The sequence below is a fragment of the Streptomyces cylindrosporus genome (assembly GCF_022698165.1).
GTDB lineage: Bacteria > Actinomycetota > Actinomycetes > Streptomycetales > Streptomycetaceae > Streptomyces > Streptomyces cylindrosporus.
In genome coordinates, this window is sequence record NZ_JALDAY010000006.1 from 19,373 (window position 1) to 40,526 (window position 21,154).

Consider the following 21,154-nt stretch of genomic DNA (forward strand, 5'->3'; position numbering starts at 1 on the left):
TGGCGGATGGCCCAGCCGGACGCAGGACGTCTCCTACATCGGGGACGCATGCGTGGTCCGCGGAAGCAGCGACTTCGATCTCACCGACCTCAACGCCGTGCGCGGCCACTTCCCCGGCCGGCGCGTCACCCTCGACGGCGACGTGATCACTGTATGGCCGCCCGTTCAGCAGTGATGAACACGCATCCGCCCCCTGCCCGCCCCTGCCAACCGCAGCACTCAACCGCCATATGCGGCCCTGGATCCACCACTGAAAGGAAGGAGACCCATGACCAGTTGGCACGCCACCACCTCCGGCCGACACCTCACCGCGACAGCACTCACCGCTGGCCGGCAGTACACACCGCCCTCTGTCCGCCCGGCAGCCGGGAGCACAACCGCACCGACAGCCAATCCCACCTCCTCCAAGCAGCACACCCCCGCCATCCCGAGCACGCCGGCGGAGGACCCAGCGGGCGCGGCGGCCACCTTCGACCCGCGCGGACTCCGCGAGCGACAGCCGACGGCCCCGACGCCACCGATCCCGGCCACCAGAACAATCGACGCATCGAGATCTCCTCTCCTCGCGCCGGCACTCAAGGGCCGCACCACGAAAAGAAACCGGACGTCCACCCGAATTCACCGTCCCAACAGCCGCATACAGGCGGCTACATGTCGACACCTGGCTTGAGAAGTGACCGGATACGTCCGGAGTTGCGCAAGTGAACTCAAATATGACACTGGGAAGTTGGCCGGCATATGCGTAATCTCACCGTCACGCAAAGGCACCACCGCAGTCGGCAGGCCGCGGTTCTGGGTCGTCGCAGGGCGAAGGCCGGGGGCAGCGGTCAACCACACCGCGCCGTACGGGGAGACCACGTGACCCAGCAACACCACAGCCCACCGCCCACCGCTGCCCGCATCCGAAACCTCGCGGTCTCGTCCCTCCTAGTGAGCGCCGTCCTCGTCCTCGCCGCATGCAGTTCCACTGACGGCGACAACAAGGCCTCGGAGGACACCTCGGCCTCCTCGTCGTCAAAGACGGCTAGGACAACGTCGGCCGACCCGCAGGCGGTCGAGAAGAAGGCCGTTCTGAGCGCCTACGACGCCTTCTGGACCGAACAGGTCAAGGCCTACGCGCAAGGCGACATCAAGGGCACCGCCCTCAAGAAGTACGCCACGAAAGACGCGCTTGGTGGCGTGATGGGCGACGTGCTGGTCATGCAGAAGGCCGGCACCGCGACGACGGGCGCTCCCACACACCAGGCAGAGGTCACCGCCATCACTCTTTCGGGCGATTCCCCCGCGGCCACCGTGGAGGACTGTCTCGACATTTCGAACTGGAAGACCGTGAAGAGGAAGTCGGGCCAGGTGCAACCGTTCCCCTCAAATCAGCCCTTGCGCTACATCACCACCGCCAAGGCAGAGAAGTGGGGAAACCAGTGGATGATCACCAAGCTGACGCCGGACGGGGACCGCACATGTTAAGACGCTGGCCGCTCACTGCGCTCATGTCCATCGCCGCGGTCAGCGCCGTCGCCGGGCCCGCGACCGCCGATGATGACCCGGTCATCGGGGGCGACTGTGAGGGCACGAGCAAGTTCGTGACGGTCTGCCGACAGGAGCCGGCCACACCAGGCGGAACCCAAGAACAAGGCGGCAGTTCCACCGACCCCAGCTCCGGCACGAACACCCGCAAGCCGACACCGCAGACGTGCTCGGTGGAGAAGCTCTCCCCGCAGCCGCCGACGAGCGATCCGGTCTGGGACGGGCACACGCCAGGCGACGGTGCGATCTACGTTCGTGTGTGTCTCAGCGACGCCCTCGGCGCGGCCGCCGGCGCGCAGACGGTCCCACAGGTGTTCTGGGCGGCGACGGCACCCGCCGTCAACGTCGATCCGGAACAACTAGCCCGGGAGGCCGTCGACAAGATGCTGCTGACCGGCCCGGACGTCGCCAGCCCGCGCGCCACAGGCCGGTACGTCGTCGGCATGCCCATGTGGATGTGGGTCAACGAGAGTCCCACCACCTACGGTCCCAACTCAGCTTCAGCGTCGCTGGCCGGAGTGACCGTCACGGCTACCGCCAAGGTCTCCAAGATCGACTGGCAGATGGGTGACGGCAGCACGGTGACCTGCAACGGCCCAGGAACGGTGTACACGGCCTCGTACGGCAAGCAGCAGTCTCCGACCTGCGGTCACACCTACACCCGCACCTCTGCCTCGCAGTCCGGGGGCAAGTACGCGGTGACCGCCAAAGCCACCTGGACGGTGGACTGGCAAGTCAACGGCGGCGGGGAAGCGGGGCAGTTCACCGAGGTCAGACAGTCGCAGATGCAACTCGCGATCGGCGAATTACAGGTCGTCAGGTAACACCGCCGGAAGGACAGAGAGTTGAGTAGGACTCAAGTAGACGCAGCCGCGCACGGAGTCCCCCAGCAGGGCCATGTGACCGGGCCGGTGGCACCACCGCGTGTGTCGGCCCGCCGTCGACGCCCCGGGGTGATCGCCCTGTCGCTGGCTTTGATCGCCGCCGGAGGCGCCGGAGTTGCCGTCCTAGTGCTGCAGGTAGGCCACCGCACGGACGTGGTGACCGTGGTCCGCGACGTCCAGGTCGGCCAGGTCCTCACCGAGAACGACCTGGGCCGGGCGTCCGTCGCCCTGGATCCGGCCGTCAAGGCGGTGCGGGCCGACCAGCTGACGTCGGTGGTGGGTAAGCGGGCCGCTGTGGAACTCAAGCCCGGCTCCATGCTCGCCCCCTCGCAGGTCACCAAGGACAACCTGGTGCAGGCCGGTGAGCAACTGGTGCCGATCGGCTTGGAGCCCAAGCAGATCCCGGCGACCGCCCTGGTGCCCGGGCAGCGGGTGGAGTTGGTGCACGTCCCGGCCCAGGGCGCCACCGACACCGACACGGGCAAGACCTCCGACGCCGTGCCGCAGACCATCGACGGCCGGGTGGTGAAGGCGTCCAGTGCCGCCCCCGGCACCGGGATCGTGGTCGTCGACATCGCTACCTCGGCCGCCGACGGTCCCACGGCCGCCGCGTGGGAGGCGGCCGGCACCCTGCGCCTGGTCCTCGCTGCTGCGGACGGCAGCTGATGGCGGTGATCGCGCTCGCCGGGTGCAGCGGCGCGCCCGGTGTGACCACGAGCGCTTTGGCCCTGCTGCTGTCGTGGCCGCTGGAGGCGGGCCGGCGGATGATCCTGGCCGAGTGTGACCCGGACGGCGGGGCCGTGCTGCACGGTCTGCTGCAGGGAACGCTCGGCGACCGGTACGGGCTGCGCAACCTCAGTGTGGCCGCCCGCAAAGGGGAGTTCAGCGACGCGTTCTGGCGGCAGCTGATCGATGTGAGCAGCGGAAACGGCCAGCACGACTCTGCGCGTGACCGGCTGCTGCTGCCCGGCGTCACCGACCCCGCGCAGGCGGCCAGCCTGACTCAGGTGTGGAAGATGCTGGCGCAGATGTTCCGCGGTATCGAGGCCGAGAGCGGTCACGACGTTCTGATCGACCTCGGCCGCCGGGGAGCGTTCGGGCCCTCCGGGGTGCTGGCCGAGCAGGCCGACGCCGCCTTCGTGGTGGTCCGTAACACCCTGCGCTGTCTGCAGGCGGCCGAGGGCCGGGTGCGTGCGCTGGAGGAACGTGTCGGGGACGTCAGCGTGCTGATGATCAACGAGGGTCCCTATCCTGCGGGCGAGGTGCAGCGCGTGCTGCAGGTCCCGGTGATCGCCACCTTGCCGTACGCGCCCGAGGACGCCCGTGTGTTGTCCGACGGCGCCGAGCAGCCCCGTCGCTTCACCAGGTCGGCGCTGATGAAGGCCGCCCGCACGAGCAGCACGCTGATCCTTCAGCGGGCGGCCATGCGCCGGGCCCGGCTCGATCCGCGCGTCGCGCGCCCGGCAGGCACGGAGGTGACCCGTGCACGCTAAGCCTCTGCACCCCGACCCCACGGTGGCCCCGGCGCCCCAGGGGTGGACGCCTTGGTACAACGGCGCGCCGGCGTCTGCCGGTACTGCCGCGCGTCCTCAGGTGCTCGGCACGTCGGTGCCCCAGGTCACCGTTGACTACCTGGTGGCCCGCGACATTGCCTCGCAGGTGGCCAAGCAGCGCGAGGAGCTGCTGAAGGCCAAGCCCGGCATGGACCGGGCCAGCGAGGAGCAGCGCTGCCTGAATTGGATCGCCGAGGCCGTCGCGCTGTGGTCGGATGCCCAGGCGATGACACCGCAGGAGGACGAGGCGCTGCGGCGTGCGGTGTACGACCTGCTGTTCCGGGCCGGCCGGCTGCAGCCCTATCTGGACGACGAGCGGGTCGAGGACATCATCATCCAGGGCCCGGGCGAGGTGTGGCTGGACTATGGGGACGGCGAGCGCCGCCGGGTGGGCCCGATCGCGGACTCGGAAGAGGAACTGCTGGAGCTGCTGCGGGAGTTGGCGCGCGGTTCCGGGCACAGCGAGCGGACTATCTCCACCGCGAACCCCACCCTCGCCCTGGCCCTGCCCGACGGCTCCCGTCTGCAGGCCATCACGGGGCTGGGGCCGATGACGTATGCGGTCATCCGCCGCCACCGGGTCTCCCACGCGACGCTCGACGACCTCGTGCGGCTGGGCACGATCGACCCGATCCTGCGCGCGTTCCTCGGCGCCTGCGTGCGCGCCGAGAAGAACATGATGATCGCGGGCAAGCAGAAGGCGGGGAAGACGACGCTGCTGCGGGCGATGCTCAAGGAGTTCGCCCCCGAGACGCGGTTTGCCACCATCCAGACCGAGGACGAACTCTTCGCCCACCAAAACGGCTACCACCGCCAGGTGGTCTCCCTGGTCGGGCGGGAGTCCAATGGGGAGAAGGACGCCACCGGGCGCGGCGCGGGCGAGGTCACGCTGCTGGATCTGATGCATCCGGCGTTGCGGATGTCGCTGGAGCGGATCGTGGTCGGCGAGGTCCGCGGCCCCGAAGTCGTCGCCATGATGCAGGCGTTGACGAACGGCTCCGGCGGCAACTTGTGCACCATCCACGCGCGGCGCCCCGACATCGTCTTCGACCGGATCGCCGAGCTGTACGCGCTCGCTCAGGGCAACCTGTCCGAGCAGCTCGCCTACCGGCAGACCGCCAACGGCCTGGACTTCATCGTCTACGTCGACATGACGGACGAGACGCAGATCGGCGGCCGCCGCCACCGCTACGTCTCCCACGTGCTGGAGTTGACCGGGATCGGCGAGATGGGCCGGCCCGCCACCAACGAGATCTTCTCCCCCGGCCACGCGTGGGGGGAGCTGCGGGCGGTGCCGCGGATGGACCCGACGTGCATCGACGACCTGCGCCGCGTCGGCTTCGACTCCGGTCTGCTGCAGCAGCCCTACGGGGCCTGGCCGGCGCCACTGCCTTTGATGGTGGGGGTGGGCCGATGACGTTGTTGTTCGGGCTGCTGTGCGGGATGGCCGTAATCGGTGGGCTGATCGGTGTCGTGGCCGGTGTCGTGGGCACCACGGCGCCGCGCCCAGCCCCGCTGCACCGGCGCTGGCAGGCGGCCTGGCGTTGTGGGAAAGAGCAGGGCGAGGACGTCCGGCTGCGGCGGCGGACCCTTGCCGTGGCGGCCGTGGTGGTGTTCGCGGGCGTGTGGCTGGTCTCGGGGAACTTCGTCGGCGGTGCGCTGCTAGGCGCGGCTGTCATCGGGGTTCCCTGGCTGATCACCCCGGCACAGATGGCGCAGGAGCGCATCGGGCAGTTGGAGGCGCTGTCCGAGTGGACGCAGCGGCTGGCCGGCCTGCTGCGGCTGGGCATGGGCCTGGAGCAGGCGATGATCACCAGCCGTCAGGGGGCACCGGACGAACTCGCCGGGCAGATCGTCAATCTGTCCGACCGGCTGCGCCTGGGCTGGCGGCCGGACGGGGCGCTGCGCGCGTTCGCCGAGGAGCTCGACGATGTCACCGCGGACAAGGTGACCGCGGCGCTCATCCTGTCGGTCAATGACCGCGGACCGGGTCTGGCGCAGGCCTTGGAGGATCTGGCGGCCACCGTCCGCGAGGAGGTCGCCAAGAAGCGCGCCGTCGAGGCGGACCGGGCCAAGCCCAGGACGACCGTGCGGTGGATGACCATCATCACGGTCGGCGTCGTGGTGGCCGGGTTCTTCGTGCCGTCCTACACCACGCCGTACTCCACCCTGCTGGGCCAGCTCGTGCTCGCCTTCCTGACGGCCGGGTTCGTCGGCGTGCTCGCCCTGATGCGCCAGCTCGGCAGCTTCCGGCGCATCCCGCGTTTCCTGGTCACCGACCCGGCCAGCACCGTCCGGCTGCCCGCACCTGAACCGGACGGGCGGCCGGCGGCCGCCGGCCGGGAGCCGGAAGGAGCGATCTCGTGAACGTGCTCCCCGTGGTGCTGAGCGGCGGCACGGTCGGCGCCGGTGCGGCCCTGCTGATCCGCGAGCTCCTGCAGCCGCAGCCCGCGTTGGCACCGGCCCTCAAGCGCAGCGCCCCGGCCACCTTGACCCTGCCCGAGCCGGACCTGGGCCGCGAGGAGGTGTGGGGCCGGTGGCTGCTGGCCCGCCTCGAGCGGCTGCCGGGCGTACGGGTCCCGGCCACGAACCTGGCCCTGCTCGGCCAGGGGCCGGGGGCGTTCATGCTGAAAAAGGTCGCGCTCGCCGGGCTGGGGCTGCTCTGCCCGGTGATCGCGGCGATTCCGTGGATCATCGCCGGGGTGGGTCTGCCGTTCTACGTGCCCGCCGGTGTCGGACTCGTCGTCGCCGGCCTGCTGTTCATCACCCCCGACCTCGCGGTGCGGGACCAGGCCAAGCGGGCGCGGGAGGAGTTCGCGCACGCCCTGTCCGCCTACCTCGACCTGGTCGCCCTCAAGCGGGCCGCCGACGCCGGCCCCGCCGAAGCGCTGGAGAAGGCCGCCGCCGTCGGCGAAGGCTGGCCCTTCCGGTATCTGCAGGGCGCGCTGCGCCGGGCCCGGCTGGAGAAGATCCCCCCGTACCAGGCGCTCAGCGAACTCGCCGACGCATACGACCTGCCGGTCCTGGACGACGTCGCCGACATCATGCGCGGCTCGGCCACCGACGGCGCCGCCGTCTACAAGGCCCTCCGCGCCCGCACCGCCGCGCTGAATGCCGAACTGCTCGCCGGCCAGGCCGCCGAGGCGAACGCGGCCAGCGAAAAGATGACCGCACCCGGGGCCTTGTTGGCCGTCCTGGTGATGCTGCTGATGGCCTTCCCCGCCGTGATCCGCATGCTCACCGTCTGAAGACCACCCGACCCGTTCACCCTCCAGAGAGGCAAAGGACCATGAAGCACACCGCAGCCCGCACCCGCCGTGCTGTGCTCCGCGCCACGCACAAGCCCACCACGGCCACGGGCCCGGGGCCAGGCCGTCGAGGCTTACACAGCCGGGAACGCGCGCACCGTGCGCTCCTGCACCTGACCACCCGCGTGCAGGACGGCCTTAAGGAGGCCGCCCGCCAGCCGGACCGCGGCGACATCAGCATCACCACCGTCATCATCTGGGTGGCCGCCGTCGCCGGGGCCCTGGCCATCGCCGGCACCATCGCGGTCGTGATCGCCAAGTACAACGGCCAGCTCAACGGGCTGTGATGAAGCCTCCCGAGCGGCTCGCGCAGTGGTGGCAGGGGCGACGGTGGCGCGACGACCGCGGCGACACCGGCATCCAGATGGCGATCGTCTTCCCGTTCGTGCTGCTCGCCACGATCGCCGTCATCCAGGCCTCCATGTGGTACTACGCCCGGCAGATCGCCCTGACCGCGGCCCGCGAAGGCGCCAGTGCGGCCCGCGCCTACCAGGCGAGCCCCGCCGACGGCGCCGCCCAGGCCCGCAGCGTGCTGCAGCGCACCGCGGGGGACAGCCTGCGCGGCTACAGCGCCGCCGCCAGCAGCGACGGCCAGCGGGTGCAGGTGCGGGTGTCCGGCACCGCCCTGTCGATGATCCCCGGCGTGCCGGGCCTGCAGATCACACAGTCAGCCTCCGGAACACAGGAGCGCTGGACCGTCCCCGGGGAGTGAACCACGTGCGATCCACCGCCCGTTGGGCACGCAGATGGCGCAGTGACAAGGGCAGCGCCGCGATCGAAGCGGCGATCGTCCTCCCCGCGCTGATCATGTTCCTGTGTCTGGCGATCGCCGGCGGGCGGATCGTCACCTCCGGCTCGAAGATCGACTCTGCGGCCGAGGACGCGGCCCGGGAGGCATCCATCCACCGCACGGCCGCAGCCGCCCAGAGCGCCGCGCAGGCGGCGGCCGCCCAGTCCCTCCACGACCAGGGCATCACGTGCGCGTCCACCAGCGTCCACGTCAACACCGGCGGCCTGCGCGTGCCGGTAGGCCAGGTCGGCACCGTCACCGCCACCGTGACCTGCACGGTCAACCTCTCCGACCTGCTGCTGCCGGGCGTGCCGGGGGCCAAGACACTCACGTCGACGGCGACGTCGGTGGTGGACCAGTTCAGGCAGAAAGCTCTCGGGTTCACGAATTCCGAATGGTCCTCGGGCGGGAACTCGAGCGGTGGGGGTAGTGATGCCTAGGGTATGGCACTCAGGTTCCCGAACTCGGCGACGGATGGTGCTCGTTGGCGGGCAGGTCGCTGCGGAAGCCAGGATGATCGAGAGCCTCGGTGTAGCGCTGAGCCGCTTGGGTGCTGAGGCCGAACAGGTCGCTCAGGCGTCGGGCGTCCCCGTTCGTGGCGAGTGCCTCATCGAGGAATCGGTCTTCTCGGAGGGATCGGGCGTTGATGTTCGGTCCCAGCAGGAGGTAGATCCAGCGGTAGCCGACATGCCCGGTTCCGTTGACTGTGCGGAAGTGGACGAACAGGTGCGGGTTGGCCGTCTTCGGCCAGTGCCTGTTGCGGTGGTCGAGGTAGTTGGCGAGACGCCGGCGGACGGGGGCGGCGAGGGGAACGGATCGGCCGGCCAGTTCGAGGCGGCCGTCGTGGATGTCGGTGAGCAGGAGGTGCTGCACCCGGATCGAGCTGAGGCCGTGAAAGGCGAACAGCGAGGTCAGCAGGGCGCGTGCGGGGTCTGGGGAGTCGAGGGCCTCGCGGATGTCCTCGACGTTCAAGGGCAGCGGGACCTTCGGATCGGGGAAACCGGTCTTGATCTGGGCGATGGGATTGGTGAACAGCAGTCGGCTGGCCTTGAGGAGGCGGAAGATCGAGCGGAGTCCTTGGCCCATCTGGGCCCGCGTGATGCCGTCTTGGGGCAGCACCGCGCGGACATCTGCGGAACTGATCTCGCGCAGCGAATCCTTGCCGTCTTCGGCCCACTGCCGCAGCGCGGGCAGGGCCCAGCCGAGGTGGAGCCTGATGGTGATCTCCGTGCGGGGCCGGCGCCGCGGGGTAGTGCTGCTGCCCTCCCGCATGATGCGGAACCAGGCCCACACCTCGCTGGTCATCGACTCGGGGAGCCCGCTGAGACTGCGCTGGACCCAGGCGGTGACGGCGGGGGTCCGGTCGTCGTCCAGCAGCCTCGCGTCGTCGAGGACCTCCAGGACGTGCGCGATCGGCAGATCGACCTCCGACAGCACACTGACATCGGTGGCGGCGATGGCAACGCCCGGGGTGTCCTGGAAGCCGAGCATGATGTTGACGCCGGTGCGGACACACCAGATCAGATCACGGTTCCAGCCATGGCGGGCCGCGCGCTGTTTGGTGAACTGTTCAACCCAGGCCGCCAGTTGAGGATCAGCTCGCCCCGCGAGCCCGCGCATGCCGCGGTGTCGCAGGGTGCGGGTCATGTCGAACAGTGTCGGCTGTCGGTAGCTGACCGGCGGCAGCGGTTTCGGTGGCACCGACGGGACAGGCGAGCGTATCGGGATGGGTGCCCCATGGCCGGAGAACAGGTCCGCGATGAAGAGCTGTTGTCCGTCACGGTTGGTCTCTTCCAAGGTCGCCTGCGCGCGAGCGCCGCGGACCAGAGCCGCCTGCTTGCGGCACAGCCGGCACACACGGTCCAGGTCAAGAACTGCATCGTGTCCGCAGACGCGGCAGGCGCCGCCGAGGGTGTACTTGCGACACCACGAGGCGCATCCCCTGCACAGCCAGGTCAGATTGCGGGTGGCACCCCAGGCCAGGCAGTTGCGGCAGGACTCGACAGGCGGGATCGCGGACGGGTGGCAGCGGGCACACAGCCCAGAGGCGTAGTAGAGCGTGCGGGATCCGCAGCGAAGGCACGGGGGCGTGGTGACTGGCCCACCGGGCCAGCAGGTGAAGCAGTAGGCGACGCGCGCCATGGCGATCGGCCGGCGGCCGCAGACACTGCACATCGTCTTGTGGCCCGTACTCATGCGGGTGGCACCGTTCGGTGCTGGCCCCACCGCGGTGCCACGGTCGCGCTGACCGCCGCGGTCTCGGCTGGCGCGGGCTTGCGCGCGGCCACCTTCTCCGGTTCGCGGATGAGCAACTCGGTGGGCTCGCAGGCGAGTACCGCGCAGATCACGTCCAGGTCGTCGAGGCGGATCGTGGTCGGAGTGCCCGTCCACAGCGCGGACATCTTCCCCGCGCTGATCTCCAATCCGGCATCGGCCAGCCGGCGGCGCATCTCGGTGGACTTCCAGATGCCCCGCTCGGCCGCTTTCATCCGCAGGTTCCAGCGCATCAGCTCATCCGATCTCCTGGCCCAGGCGCGCGGCCACGCGGGCATTGGCACTGGTCCAGGCGAGTTCGATGTGTTCATCGCAGACATGGATGTAACGGGTGGTGGTGGACAGCCATTCGTGACCCAGCAGGTCCTGGATCGCCTTCAGGTCCAAACCCCGGCCGTAGAGCGAGGACGCGCAAAAGTGCCGCAGCCCGTGTGGAGTCAGTCGGCCCGCCCAGTCCGGCAGCCACCGCTCGACCTCGTGTGCCAGCGCGGTGCGCAGGGCATTTGCTCCCACGCGGGCGCGCTGCCCGTCGCAGGCCCGGCGTTCGCTGGGGAACATGGGGGCGTCCGGATCGGCGTAGTCCGGGCCGAACTGCGGACGGACCTCGGCCAGCCACCAGTCCATCAGTGCGTCCACCTGGTCGATGCCGGGCACCAGGCGGGCCTTGGGCCCCCGGCCCTGACTGCCCTTGCCGTGGCGGATATGGAGCTTGCCGAACTCGCCGAGGTCGGGCCGCCAGTCCCGGATGTCGAGCATCACGGTCTCGTTGATGCGAAGGCCGGCCCGCCGCCACAGCGAGGCGGCCATGTAGTTGCGGGCGGCGGACAGATACTTGCGGGCGCTCGGCAGCTGGTGACGCCAGGCGTCGAAGAGCGCGATCACTTCCTGCTCGGAAGGAGGCACGCGGCCGACGCCGTATTCGGCATGGGTGGGCTTGTTGAACTCGTCGATCGGCTGCGACAGCACGTAGCCCGTGCGGGCGTGGATCTCGCCCTGGTATCGGGCGATGAGGAAGTCGTAGAACCGGGCGATGCAGTTGGCCTTGCCGTACACCGTCGACCGAGCCTGCTGACGCTCTCGGCGCAAATACGCCAGGAAACGGTCCGCGTCACACTCTTCCGCCGTCCATACCGGACGGCCGGTGAAGCGGATGAACTCGAACAGCGCCGACCGGTCCGCCGCCAGCGACTTGTCCCCCAAGCCCGCCCCGACACCGGCCAGCAGGAACTGATCGATCAGCTCCTGCTCAAGATCTGCCAGCTCCTCGATCGACGAAGGAGCTCGCACATCGGACAAAGACCGGACGACTGTCAACGTCATGGCGCCTGCCTCGGTTCAACGGAGACGCATTCCATGCCTGATTACTGCGCAACGCTCAGGAATCCCGGAGCTTTATCGGAATCCTGTCCCGTTCGGGTGAACTTGGGACGACCAGCTGACACCGCCTACCAGCAGGGTTCATCCTCCGCCGAACCCAACGCCCTTCGGACAAGAGGCGACTGATGATCTTGCGCCGGATTCTGCGGAGACCGTGCGACGACCGGGGAGGCGTCACCGTGTTCGTCGCGGTGTGTGTCGTCGCGCTGATCGGCATCATCGGCCTCGCCGTGGACGGCGGCAGCACGATGCGCGCCACCGAACGGGCCGACTACCTCGCCGGCGAGGCCGCCCGGGCCGGCAGGCAGGCCATCGACCCCGCCGACGCCATCAACGGCACCGCCATCGACGTCGATCCGCAGGCGGCGATCGCCGCCGCGCAGGCCTACCTCAGCTCCGCCGGCGCCACCGGCTCGGTCAGCGTGTCCGGCAACGGCACGACCCTCACCGTCACGGTCACCGACACCTACGCCACGAAGTTCCTCTCGGTGGCCGGGATCGGCTCGCTGCCGGTGACCGGCCATGGCAAAGCCACCCTCCTGCACGGCGTCACCGCTCCCGAAGGACCTTGATGCGCACCACCCCCTCCCCCACCGCGACCGCGGGCCGCACTCTGGCGCGAGTCGTCACGGCAGGCTTCAGCCTGCTGGTCCTGGTCGTCGCGGTCGCCGGGCTGCCACTGCTGCTGGCCTGGGCCACCCCCGTCATCTGGGCTGCCACCCACGACGACGCCCTGCACCTGCTGGATAGGCAGGACACCGGCAGCGTGTTCCTGCTGCTGCTCGTCGCCGTGGGATGGATCGGGTGGGCCCAGTTCACGTTCTGCGCCGTTGGCGAGCTGATCGCACAAGTGCGGGGCCGCACCTGGCACGCCCCACGCGGGATGGGCGCCGCCCAGCGCGCCGCGGCCCTGCTGATCGGATCCATCCTGGTCCTGCTGCCCACCAGTTCGGCCCTCGCCTCCGACGCCCAGGCCGCGCCCGCCACATCGGCCGCTCACGTCCCCGGCCAGGCTCAGGCCCGGCAGGCCACCGAGACCCGGCAGGCTCCGACCGCCGCGGCAAGCACACGCGCGTCGGGCACCACCACGTACACGGTGCGCGAGACACGTCCCGCACAGAGTTTGTGGGGCATCGCCGAGCAGGAGCTGGGGGACGGCGAGCGGTGGCGGGAGATCGCCGAACTGAACGAGGGCCGGACCATGGCCGACGGGACAGTGTTCCGCGCGAACAGCTTTCTGCAGCCTGGCTGGCAGCTTCAGATGCCCGAGGGCGCCGCGTCTGCAGCGGGCGTCCGTACGCAGTTGGATGCCCGTGCCCCGGCGGCCGACGAGAAGGGTGAGCACGTCGTCACGGTCCATCCGGGCGACTACCTGTCGAAGATCGCCAAGGAGGAGCTCGGCGACGGTGACGAGTGGCCCGAGTTGTTCGAGGCCAGCAAGGGCCGGCCGCAGCCGCACGGCCTGCCCAAGATCACCGACCCGGACATGATTTTCGCGGGCCAGCAGGTCACCGTGCCCGGCGCCCGGCCCGACCAGTCGCCGCAAGAGCGCGGCCAGGGCGAGGAGTCGGGTGGTAAGGAGACCGCTCCCCCGGCCACGCAGAATCCCGGCGGCGAGCAGACTCCGGGCGACGGCACGGGGGACGCGCCCCGTCAGACCACCACGCCGGCACCCGCCTCGTCGCCTCCCAGTTCACCGTCCCATCGTCCTGCCGAGCAGCCTGGGCAGGGTCAGTCCTCTTCGTCCACGGGAGCGTCCGCGACTCCCGAGCCCAGCGCCAGCGCTTCGCCCTCTGCTGCCTCCCCCTCTGCGTCGGCGCCACAGTCGTCTGGCTCCGCTGCCTCCTCCCCCGCTGCCAGGGCATCCCAGACGCCGGCGTCGGCGCCATCCGACGGTCCGTTGAACCTGCGCATCGTCCTGGGCGCCGGCGCGCTGCTGGCCGCCGCCATCACCGGCGCGCTCGCGCTGCGCAGGACGCTGCAGCGTCGTCGCCGTAAGCCGGGAGAGACGATCGCCATCGCGTCGGAAACCTCCCCGGCGGAGGCCCAGTTGGCGGCGGCCGCGGAACCCGATGGTGCGGCCCGACTGGATGTGGCGCTGCGGACCTTGGCTCACCACGTGGCCCAGCAGGAGGACGCGGTGCTGCCGCCGCTGCGGGCCGCCCGGATCGCAAGCCGTGCGCTGCAGGTGCTACCCGAGGACCCGGCCCAGGATCCGGTGGCGCCGTTCACCCCCGGGCCGGGCGGCTGGTGGGTCCTGCCCGCCGACGCCACCCTCCTGGACGACGAGGCCGCCCGCGAGGTACCGGCACCGTATCCGGGGCTGGTCACGATCGGCCACACCGAGGCGGGCGACCTGCTGCTGCCAAACCTCGCAGCCCTACCCGCGCTGCTGCTGGACGGCAACCCCGTCCACATCACCGAGGTATGCACCTCGCTCGCTCTGGAACTCGGGATGAGTCCGTGGGCGGCCGACGTCGAGGTCGTGACCGTCGGGTTCGGCGAGGACCTGCCGCAGCTGCTGCCCACCGCGCGGATCGCGCACCTGCGCCAGCCCGCGCACGCGCTGCGGGATCTCAGCGAACGCCTCCTGGAGGCGCACCAGATGCCCGAAAGCCAGCATCAGCCCTACCTGCTGCTGTGTGCGGCGGCCCTGGACGAGGATACCGCCTGGCAGCTCGCCGACCTCATCGACAAGGCCCGGGCAGTGCCCGTCACCCTCATCGCGCCGGCCGGCACGGCAGCCGCACACTTCCCGCAGGCGCAGATCCTCAACGCCTCGGTCAGCGACCCGCAGCCCCTCGACGCCGCCGCAACCGACATCCGCCTGCAGCGCCTGGAACACGCCGCCTACCAGCAGATCACCACCGCGCTCAAGGTCTCCGGGCAGCCGGCCCACCCGGCCGAAGGGCCCTGGCAACACGTCCCCGACGAACCCGACATCCGGCACGAGCCCGCACCCGGGGAGGCGGTCGTGCCCGCGCCCGGCACGGGCACGACCGCCTCCCCGGCATCAGGCGCGGACGGGGTCGGCGAGGTCTTCCCCGCCCTGCTCGCCGCCACCACCGATCCGTCCGCACTGCGCCTCCCGCCCGCCACCACGCCACCGCCTGCAGCCGAAGACGAGCCCGAGCCGGGCACCGACGCGCCCTCGGCGCCTGCCACCGAGGGCACGCCAGACCAGGACGCCCAAGCCGAACAGGCCCCCGAAAAAAGACCGGTGCCCCAGGCGGACGGAGGCGCAACGCATGACCTGCACGCCCCGGAAATCCGGGTACTGGGCCCGGTCGAGGTGGACGGCGTGGCCCACACCGGCCACGGCCCGCGCATGGCGCAACTCGCCGCCCTGCTGTACTTCCGGCCCGGGCGCAGCGCGGATGTCCTGTGTTCCGCCATGGACCCCGTCCACCCCTGGTCGCCCAGCACCCTAAACGCACGGATGCAGGGCCTGCGCAGCTGCCTGGGCAGCGACTCCTGCGGCAGCCTCTACGTGCCACGCCGCAAGACAGGCGAAGACCCCTACCGGCTCGCGCCCGGCGTGCGCTGCGACTGGACGCGCTTCCTCCACCTCGCCGAGCACGCCCTTCCGCTGGGCCCGACCGGCCTGACCGACCTGGAAAAGGCACTCTCCCTGGTGCGCGGCCGGCCCTTCGGGGGCAAACCACTGCCCTGGGCCGAACCCCTCCAACAGGAAATGATCACCCGGATCATCGACGTCGCCCACACCGTGGCCACCCACCGCACACCGGAAGGCCCCCACCACGACCTCAACGCCGCCCGCCACGCCGTCACCACCGGCCTCGACATCGACGAAACGGCAGAACTCCTCTACCGGGACTGGCTGCGGATCGAACACGCGGCCGGCAACCGACACGGGCTGCACACCGCCATCGCCCGCATCCAGCACGTCAACCAGGCACTCGACTGCTCCCTGGAAGCGGAGACCGAACAGCTCATCAACAGCCTCCTCAACACCCCGGGCACGGCGGTGCGCAAGACCTTATAGCCGCCCGGCGCGCCGACGCGCAGACCGCCGGCTACCGGCCGGCGGCCATGGCGCGGCCGCGGACGCAAGGAGTTCATCGATGGCGGCCGCGCTGGAGGCAGGAGGACGCTCACGCCACTCGGCCAGAATGCCGCGGACGGTCCACGCCACAGCCCCGACGGAGTCGTCCCGGACCTGTGCCTGTTCGAGCGGACGGGCCCAGGTTCCGTTCGCCTCCCAGCGGGCGAACCACTTGTAGCCCGTCCACCACGGCCCATAGCGTGTCGGCAGTTCACGCAGCAACGGAGTACCTGTCCGCTAACACCCCGTTGCTCACCCACTGATGATCACGCCACGGCCGCCTACGACCATCAACACCTGGCAGCAGGGGCGCAAGGCGTACCCACGCCACATCAGTCAGGTCACCACGACCCGCCGCAAGATCATTATCAGAGGTCTTCGTGCGTGCTGAGGAAGACCGACTTGAACAGGTCCGCCGCGTCTACGAGGGGCTCGGTGGGCACCCGGAGCTCACCACCGGTCAGCGCGTCGTTGCCGTCCTCGGTAAGTTCCCACGAGACCTCCACCGAACTGGCATGAGGATCCTTTGCAATGATAATGTAGTCGTCTTGGTCGCTCGTCCAAAGTACGTTCGGACGGAACGACTCCGGAGTGAGTACAACTACGGCGTCCTCGCCGCGGGTACTCCAGGTCACGGGATAGCCCCGCGGGAGGGGTCGGATAGTGGAGTGGTCGAGGCTCGGCAGGAACGGCTCGTGCGGCCCCAGCACTGGTTCGACGGCCTTCTCGAAGTCTGCGTCGTCCAGGTCGAGGTAATCCAGCACCTCACAGTTATGGAACGTCAGAATCAGGTGCGGCTTGGACACGAAACGATCGCGACTGACCACCTGGACGCCAGCACCCGGCAGCCCGACGCCTAGGAGGTGCTCCCGACCCTTGGCGATGTGCTCGGCCTTCTTGCTCTGCCATGCGGCGAGCACCTGCTCCCGGTCCTCCGTCGACAGTGGCTTCGGGTTGCCGAAGACGCTCGACGGCAATACGAACGGCGTCGAGACGAGAGTGTCTTCAGCCGGTGTCGGCTGCTTGCGGAACTGCTCTTCTTCGTAGCGGCGCAGGCTCTCCAAAACCTCGTCCACGCGGTCGACCCTGCAAATCGGGCCAAGCAATTGCACCTCAAGGTCAATCGGTGGCCTCCCGCCTCGGCGGACCCGCTCGACGAGGGCGAGGACCTCTCCTGAGCGTGCGGGCCGCGTGTTGCTGGTGCCTCGAACGTAGATCGCGCCGTCCTCGAGGCTGTCGCGGCGGTCGTCACCCTGAAAGCTCTTGTGACACGGGAAGATCGTCTGGCCATCCTCCGGCGGTTGGGCGATGACGAACAGGACCTCGTGGTCGGAGTCGATGCCGATCCTGCCGAACTCGAAGGCCGGGAACTGGGGCCCGAGGTAGGGGCGGAGCCGGTCCTCGAGCTCGTGCGCCTCGGTTCCGCGCAGTACTCCGGGAGCACTGTTCTTCTGTGCGCCGATGACCAGGACCGCGTAGCCGTGGAAGTGTCGGGCCGCCTCCCCCGGACGCCGGTTCGCTGCGCCCAGGAGGAACTTTGCGATCTTGGCCGCCGTCGCCTTGCTGTTCATGTCGAGTGGGCTCTTGACCTCGAGGTAGGTCGTCTCGGCCTCGTCGCCGACAGCGACTACGTGTCCCAAAACGCCCCGTAGGGCGCGCTCACCGAGCGGAATGACGTTGGTGTCGAGAGCGGAGGTCCCGGCGTCCGAGTCGTCTTCAGGCAAGAGATCCGGCATGGGACGATTCTCCCATTCATGACCGCCGGGCGGGATCAGATATCCGCCTCCGAGAAGCCTGGGCCGCGGTCACGGCGCAACATAGCCGACGATCGCCGGTTACCCCAACCATCCCGGAATGGCAGCAGCAAGACGGAATGGCTCACCGAGACGGACGTCACCACCGCCTACCACCTCCGCTACACGGCGGCCGCCGAACGAGACGAGCGGCTGATCGATGTAGGGGCAGACCTCGTCGACACCCTGGCCGATCGAGCGGGTCCTGCCGGCAGGGGAGACGGTCGGTCTGGAGGCGGATCAGCGTGCCTTCGAGGACAGGGAGTTCGCCGGTGCGGCCGATCCAGGCGGAGCGGGTCGTGAGCCGAGCGTGGATGCGGTTGAAGGACATCGCCTGGGCGGTGCCGTACCGGTCGGTGACCTGCACCGTTTCCGCGTCCGGCTCGCCCCAGGTGTCCGGCTTGGCGAAGCGGAGTTCCTTGCCGTACTTCGGCGGCCGCCCGCCCTGGGGATAGGCCAGGGCGTACTCGTTAAGCGAAGGCACCGGCCGTCGCATGACGCGGTCCGGCGGCGCCGATGTGGCCGCAGTTCAGCGCGTCGTAGAGCGCGCCTTGCCCGCGGCGGTGCTCGGCCAGCAGTGTCAGGTCGACCGGCGAGGTGACCGGCCCGTTCTCGCAGAGCATCGCTCCGCACAGCTCGAACAGGATGTCACCGCGCCGGGTCAGACACTCGTGGAAGTCCTCCCGGAAGTGTGACGTGAAGTCGAACGCGTCCCAGCGGGCATCGTGGTCCAGCACACTCACCTCTGCGCCCTTCGTATGACTCTGATTCCGTGGCGGAACGCAGGATCATGCGAGGGTCATCCGCCTGTCCGGCGAATTCCCAGGTGAGTGACGGTGTACGACGCCTCGTTCGAGTCCAGAGGACATAACAAGCTTAGGCCCATGTGGCGTTGTACGGGTTCCAGGTGCCTTGGGCTGTCCTGCCCAGCGCGGACCCGCATGACCCACACCCGGCCGCTGCCGTTCCCCGAAGCCCGGCGCCCAAGCCCAAAAGCTTGGCAGACTTTACGAAGGCACAATGCAGGTTGGGGGATCGGATGGCGAAGATCGGTCTTGCTGCGGCGATCGAGGAACTGCGGCAGGAGCTCTATCAGGCGCAGGACCTGGGGGCGGATCAGCAATTCGCGTTCGTCGTCGAGGAGGCCGAACTGGAGCTGCAGTTGGAGTTGCGCAAGACCGGTAAGGGGGACGGCAAGGTCAGTTTCGGTGTGGCGACCGTCGGTGCGGGTGGTGAGCGCTCGACCGTCCGCACCCACCGGCTGACGCTGAAACTGTCGGTGCGGGACCGGGCCCGCGGCGGCTCCAGTCCCGAGATTAGCGATCCCGAGACCGGGCCCTGGGATGACAAATGATGGCCCCGCACAGACTGGCGCTGATTCGCAGCGGAACCACGCGGCGGGGCTCCGAACCCGGCATCGGCCAGTACGTCCGGCTCGGCCCCCTGGGCAACGCGCTGCTGGCCGGTCCACGGCCCAGGGTCCTACTCATCGACGAATTGGACAAGGGGGACGTCGATCTGCCCAACGACCTGCTCACCGTGTTCGAGGAGGGAGAGTTCGAGATTCCGGAACTCAGCCGCCTCCCCGAAGAACACTCCACGGTCCACGTCCGCACCGACGACCCGAACGTGTCGGCCCCGGTAGTCCGCGGCCGCGTCCGCTGCCATGAGTTCCCCGTCGTGATCATCACCAGCAACGGTGAACGCGAGTTCCCGCCCGCCTTCCTCCGACGGTGTGTCCGTCTCGACCTGCCCGAGCCCGATGAGGAGCGCCTGCGGGACATCGTCGCCGCGCACCTAGGCCACGAGGCACTCCACGCCATCGATGAGCTGCTGGAGGAGTTCCTCAGCCGCCGCGCGCCTGGAGAACTCGCGACCGATCAGCTCCTCAACGCGGTCTTCCTACGCAAGAGCGGCATCGATCTGGACGCAGGCCGACTGCTCGACGCCGTTCTGCACCAACTCGGAGGGGCGGTATGAGGACATGCTCGGACGTCTGAGAGAGATCCTGGCCAGGAGTGGCGTTGACCTCGCTGAGGAGGAACTCCTCGACATCCTGTGGCTCGCCAGCAACCTGCCGGGCGACGTCGCTCCATTGGCGCGACGTCCGGCACCGGCCGCACCACGGCAGGCCGCCGAGCGCGGTACGCCCCGGGCCTCCGGCGCGGACGATCCCGCGCAACCGGGCCTGCACCCGCCGCAGGACCTCGCCCCGCACCGCCTGTTCCCCCTGCACGCGGCCTCGCGGGAGAAGGACAGCGGCAGGGCAGAGCACGCTCCACACCGGGCGCATGCCGTACGCGCCCCGGGCCCCCAGATGCTGCCGAGCCCGCATCTCACGCTCGGCAAGGCGTTACGGCCGCTGCGGCAGCGGCTCCCCGATCGGCGCCGTCAGGAAATGGACGTGGCACGGACGGTGGACGCCATGGCCGAGACGGGCCTGCCCGAGACCGTAACAAGTCCCGCCCGCAGCCGCTGGCTCTCCCTCACGCTGCTGATCGACGACGGCGTGTCCATGGTCCTGTGGCAGCGTCTGGCCTCCGAGATCCGCACGCTGATGGAACGGGCCGGTGCCTTCCGTGACGTCCGTGTGTTCGGACTCAACACCCGTGGTCCCCAGGCCCCGTTGCTGAGCAACCGACCTTTCCGCCAGCAAGGCCCATATCTTCCGCCGGCCGCGCTCTGCGACCCCGCCGGCAGCACCCTTGTCCTCGTGGTCAGCGACGGTGTCGGGGACGCCTGGTGGGACGGTCGGATGAGCGAAGCGGCGGCCCTGTGGGCGCGACGGCAACCCACCGCGATTCTGCAGGCGCTGCCTGCCCGGCTCTGGGCCAACTCGGGCATCACGACTCGGCCGTGGCACGTCACCAGTGTCCGCAGAGGTGGCCCCAACACCGCCTGGCACGTCACCGACCCGACACTGCCGGCGGATCTGGTCAGCTTTGACTCCGTCCCCATCCCGGTGCTCGAACCCACTCTGGCCTCCGTCGGCGACTGGGCACGGCTGGTCGCCTCACCCAGCGCCACCGCGGCACTGCCGCTGTGGGACATCAGACGGTCCTTCGCTCAGCCCCAGCGCCTAGCCGAGCCCCAGCAGAGTCCGGACGCCGAACCCGTCCTGAGCTTCCGCGGTGCGGCCAGTCCGGAGGCGTATCGGCTCGCCGCCCACCTCGCGGCCGTGGCGCCCGTCACTCCGCCCGTCATGCGCATGGTGCAGGAGGCCCTTGGCCCTCCGACGGACATAGGGCACCTCGTGGAGGTCTTTCTCGGCGGCCTCATGCACAACGCGGCTGCGGACGCCAGCGACCGCTTGCCCCAGCCGGAGTTCTTCGACTTCTCCGACGACGCACGGCGTATCCTGCTCGGCACGCTCCCCGCCCGCGAATTCCTGCGCACCACACGACTGATCGCTGACCGCCTTGCCTCGTCTGTCCGGCACTCACCGAGCTTCACCGCCTGGGTGACGCACCCGAAAGGGCCCACCGCCGTCGGCGCACCCGAACGGTCCTTCGCCCAAATGGAAGAGCGTCTGCTGAAACGCCTCGGCGTCTCCACGCACATCGACTCTACGTCCCACGACCA

18 protein-coding genes and 4 pseudogenes are annotated in these 21,154 nt (G+C 69.6%); 16 read left to right on the forward strand and 6 right to left on the reverse strand.

From position 1 onward, the window contains the following. Positions 1-52 precede the first annotated feature (52 nt). The 11 genes from MQP27_RS50985 to MQP27_RS19855 all read left to right on the forward strand — a co-directional run bounded on the left by MQP27_RS50985 (position 53) and on the right by MQP27_RS19855 (position 8,502). Positions 53-175, forward strand: coding sequence for a hypothetical protein (locus tag MQP27_RS50985; protein WP_278196325.1), 123 nt, complete (start codon positions 53-55; stop codon positions 173-175). Positions 176-858: 683 nt separating this feature from the next. Next, positions 859-1,467 carry a hypothetical protein gene (locus MQP27_RS19810; RefSeq protein WP_242766568.1) on the forward strand — a complete coding sequence of 203 codons (609 nt, stop codon included), beginning with the start codon at positions 859-861 and terminating at the stop codon, positions 1,465-1,467. A 23-nt stretch (positions 1,468-1,490) separates the two neighbouring features. Continuing rightward, positions 1,491-2,351 (forward strand): ATP/GTP-binding protein, encoded by an 861-nt coding sequence (locus MQP27_RS19815; protein ID WP_242766569.1) that lies wholly within the window; start codon positions 1,491-1,493, stop codon positions 2,349-2,351. Between the two features lie 102 nt (positions 2,352-2,453). Next, positions 2,454-3,077: an SAF domain-containing protein gene (locus tag MQP27_RS19820; protein WP_372511277.1), complete on the forward strand. Its 624-nt coding sequence runs from the start codon at positions 2,454-2,456 to the stop codon at positions 3,075-3,077. Next, positions 3,077-3,904, forward strand: a complete 828-nt coding sequence (locus MQP27_RS19825) for a CpaE/TadZ family protein (RefSeq protein WP_242766571.1) — start codon at positions 3,077-3,079, stop codon at positions 3,902-3,904. The genes MQP27_RS19820 and MQP27_RS19825 overlap by 1 nt, the downstream gene beginning before the upstream one ends. Continuing rightward, on the forward strand, positions 3,894-5,381 hold the full coding sequence (locus tag MQP27_RS19830) for a TadA family conjugal transfer-associated ATPase (RefSeq protein WP_242766573.1): 1,488 nt from the start codon (positions 3,894-3,896) through the stop codon (positions 5,379-5,381). Before MQP27_RS19825 ends, MQP27_RS19830 begins: the two co-directional genes overlap by 11 nt. Then, positions 5,378-6,331, forward strand: a complete 954-nt coding sequence (locus MQP27_RS19835; protein WP_242766574.1) for a type II secretion system F family protein — start codon at positions 5,378-5,380, stop codon at positions 6,329-6,331. The genes MQP27_RS19830 and MQP27_RS19835 overlap by 4 nt, the downstream gene beginning before the upstream one ends. After that, complete coding sequence (locus MQP27_RS19840; RefSeq protein ID WP_242766575.1) at positions 6,328-7,212, forward strand: type II secretion system F family protein; 885 nt, start codon at positions 6,328-6,330, stop codon at positions 7,210-7,212. Before MQP27_RS19835 ends, MQP27_RS19840 begins: the two co-directional genes overlap by 4 nt. Before the next feature lie 167 nt (positions 7,213-7,379). Further along, the gene (locus MQP27_RS19845) at positions 7,380-7,559 is read left to right on the forward strand and encodes a hypothetical protein (protein ID WP_242767134.1); all 180 of its coding nucleotides are present in this window, start codon (positions 7,380-7,382) and stop codon (positions 7,557-7,559) included. Next, on the forward strand, positions 7,559-7,984 hold the full coding sequence (locus MQP27_RS19850) for a TadE/TadG family type IV pilus assembly protein (RefSeq protein ID WP_242766577.1): 426 nt from the start codon (positions 7,559-7,561) through the stop codon (positions 7,982-7,984). The genes MQP27_RS19845 and MQP27_RS19850 overlap by 1 nt, the downstream gene beginning before the upstream one ends. Next, positions 7,981-8,502 carry a TadE/TadG family type IV pilus assembly protein gene (locus MQP27_RS19855; RefSeq protein WP_242766579.1) on the forward strand — a complete coding sequence of 174 codons (522 nt, stop codon included), beginning with the start codon at positions 7,981-7,983 and terminating at the stop codon, positions 8,500-8,502. Before MQP27_RS19850 ends, MQP27_RS19855 begins: the two co-directional genes overlap by 4 nt. Before the next feature lie 10 nt (positions 8,503-8,512). Here the strand turns inward: MQP27_RS19855 and MQP27_RS19860 are convergent, their stop codons facing one another. The 3 genes from MQP27_RS19860 to MQP27_RS19870 all read right to left on the reverse strand — a co-directional run bounded on the left by MQP27_RS19860 (position 8,513) and on the right by MQP27_RS19870 (position 11,656). After that, on the reverse strand, positions 8,513-9,709 hold the full coding sequence (locus MQP27_RS19860) for a site-specific integrase (protein ID WP_242766580.1): 1,197 nt from the start codon (positions 9,707-9,709) through the stop codon (positions 8,513-8,515). Positions 9,710-10,254: 545 nt separating this feature from the next. Continuing rightward, on the reverse strand, positions 10,255-10,569 hold the full coding sequence (locus MQP27_RS19865) for a helix-turn-helix domain-containing protein (RefSeq protein WP_242766582.1): 315 nt from the start codon (positions 10,567-10,569) through the stop codon (positions 10,255-10,257). 4 nt (positions 10,570-10,573) lie between these two features. Continuing rightward, positions 10,574-11,656, reverse strand: coding sequence for a tyrosine-type recombinase/integrase (locus tag MQP27_RS19870; protein ID WP_242766583.1), 1,083 nt, complete (start codon positions 11,654-11,656; stop codon positions 10,574-10,576). Between the two features lie 182 nt (positions 11,657-11,838). Here MQP27_RS19870 and MQP27_RS19875 point away from each other — a divergent pair, with 182 nt between their 5' ends. Next, positions 11,839-12,285, forward strand: coding sequence for a pilus assembly protein TadG-related protein (locus MQP27_RS19875; RefSeq protein ID WP_242766584.1), 447 nt, complete (start codon positions 11,839-11,841; stop codon positions 12,283-12,285). Continuing rightward, positions 12,285-15,719, forward strand: coding sequence for a LysM peptidoglycan-binding domain-containing protein (locus MQP27_RS19880; RefSeq protein WP_242766586.1), 3,435 nt, complete (start codon positions 12,285-12,287; stop codon positions 15,717-15,719). Before MQP27_RS19875 ends, MQP27_RS19880 begins: the two co-directional genes overlap by 1 nt. Positions 15,720-15,854: 135 nt before the next feature. Here MQP27_RS19880 and MQP27_RS19885 read toward each other — a convergent pair. The 3 genes and pseudogenes from MQP27_RS19885 to MQP27_RS19895 form a co-directional block, all read right to left on the reverse strand. Further along, positions 15,855-16,119 (reverse strand): annotated as a pseudogene (locus MQP27_RS19885) (transposase); the annotation flags it as partial. Positions 16,120-16,147: 28 nt separating this feature from the next. Beyond that, positions 16,148-17,515, reverse strand: coding sequence for a hypothetical protein (locus MQP27_RS19890; protein WP_242766587.1), 1,368 nt, complete (start codon positions 17,513-17,515; stop codon positions 16,148-16,150). Between the two features lie 253 nt (positions 17,516-17,768). Further along, positions 17,769-18,315: pseudogene (locus tag MQP27_RS19895) on the reverse strand (transposase); the annotation flags it as partial. Positions 18,316-18,611: 296 nt separating this feature from the next. Between MQP27_RS19895 and MQP27_RS19900 the strand changes: the two are divergent. From MQP27_RS19900 to MQP27_RS50990, 3 genes and pseudogenes are all read left to right on the forward strand, one after another. Further along, positions 18,612-18,926, forward strand: a complete 315-nt coding sequence (locus MQP27_RS19900; RefSeq protein WP_242766588.1) for a trypco2 family protein — start codon at positions 18,612-18,614, stop codon at positions 18,924-18,926. A gap of 41 nt (positions 18,927-18,967) precedes the next feature. Continuing rightward, positions 18,968-19,552 (forward strand): annotated as a pseudogene (locus tag MQP27_RS19905) (MoxR family ATPase); the annotation flags it as partial. A 4-nt stretch (positions 19,553-19,556) separates the two neighbouring features. Beyond that, a pseudogene (locus MQP27_RS50990) lies at positions 19,557-20,993 on the forward strand (SAV_2336 N-terminal domain-related protein); the annotation flags it as partial. Between the last annotated feature and the right edge of the window lie 161 nt (positions 20,994-21,154).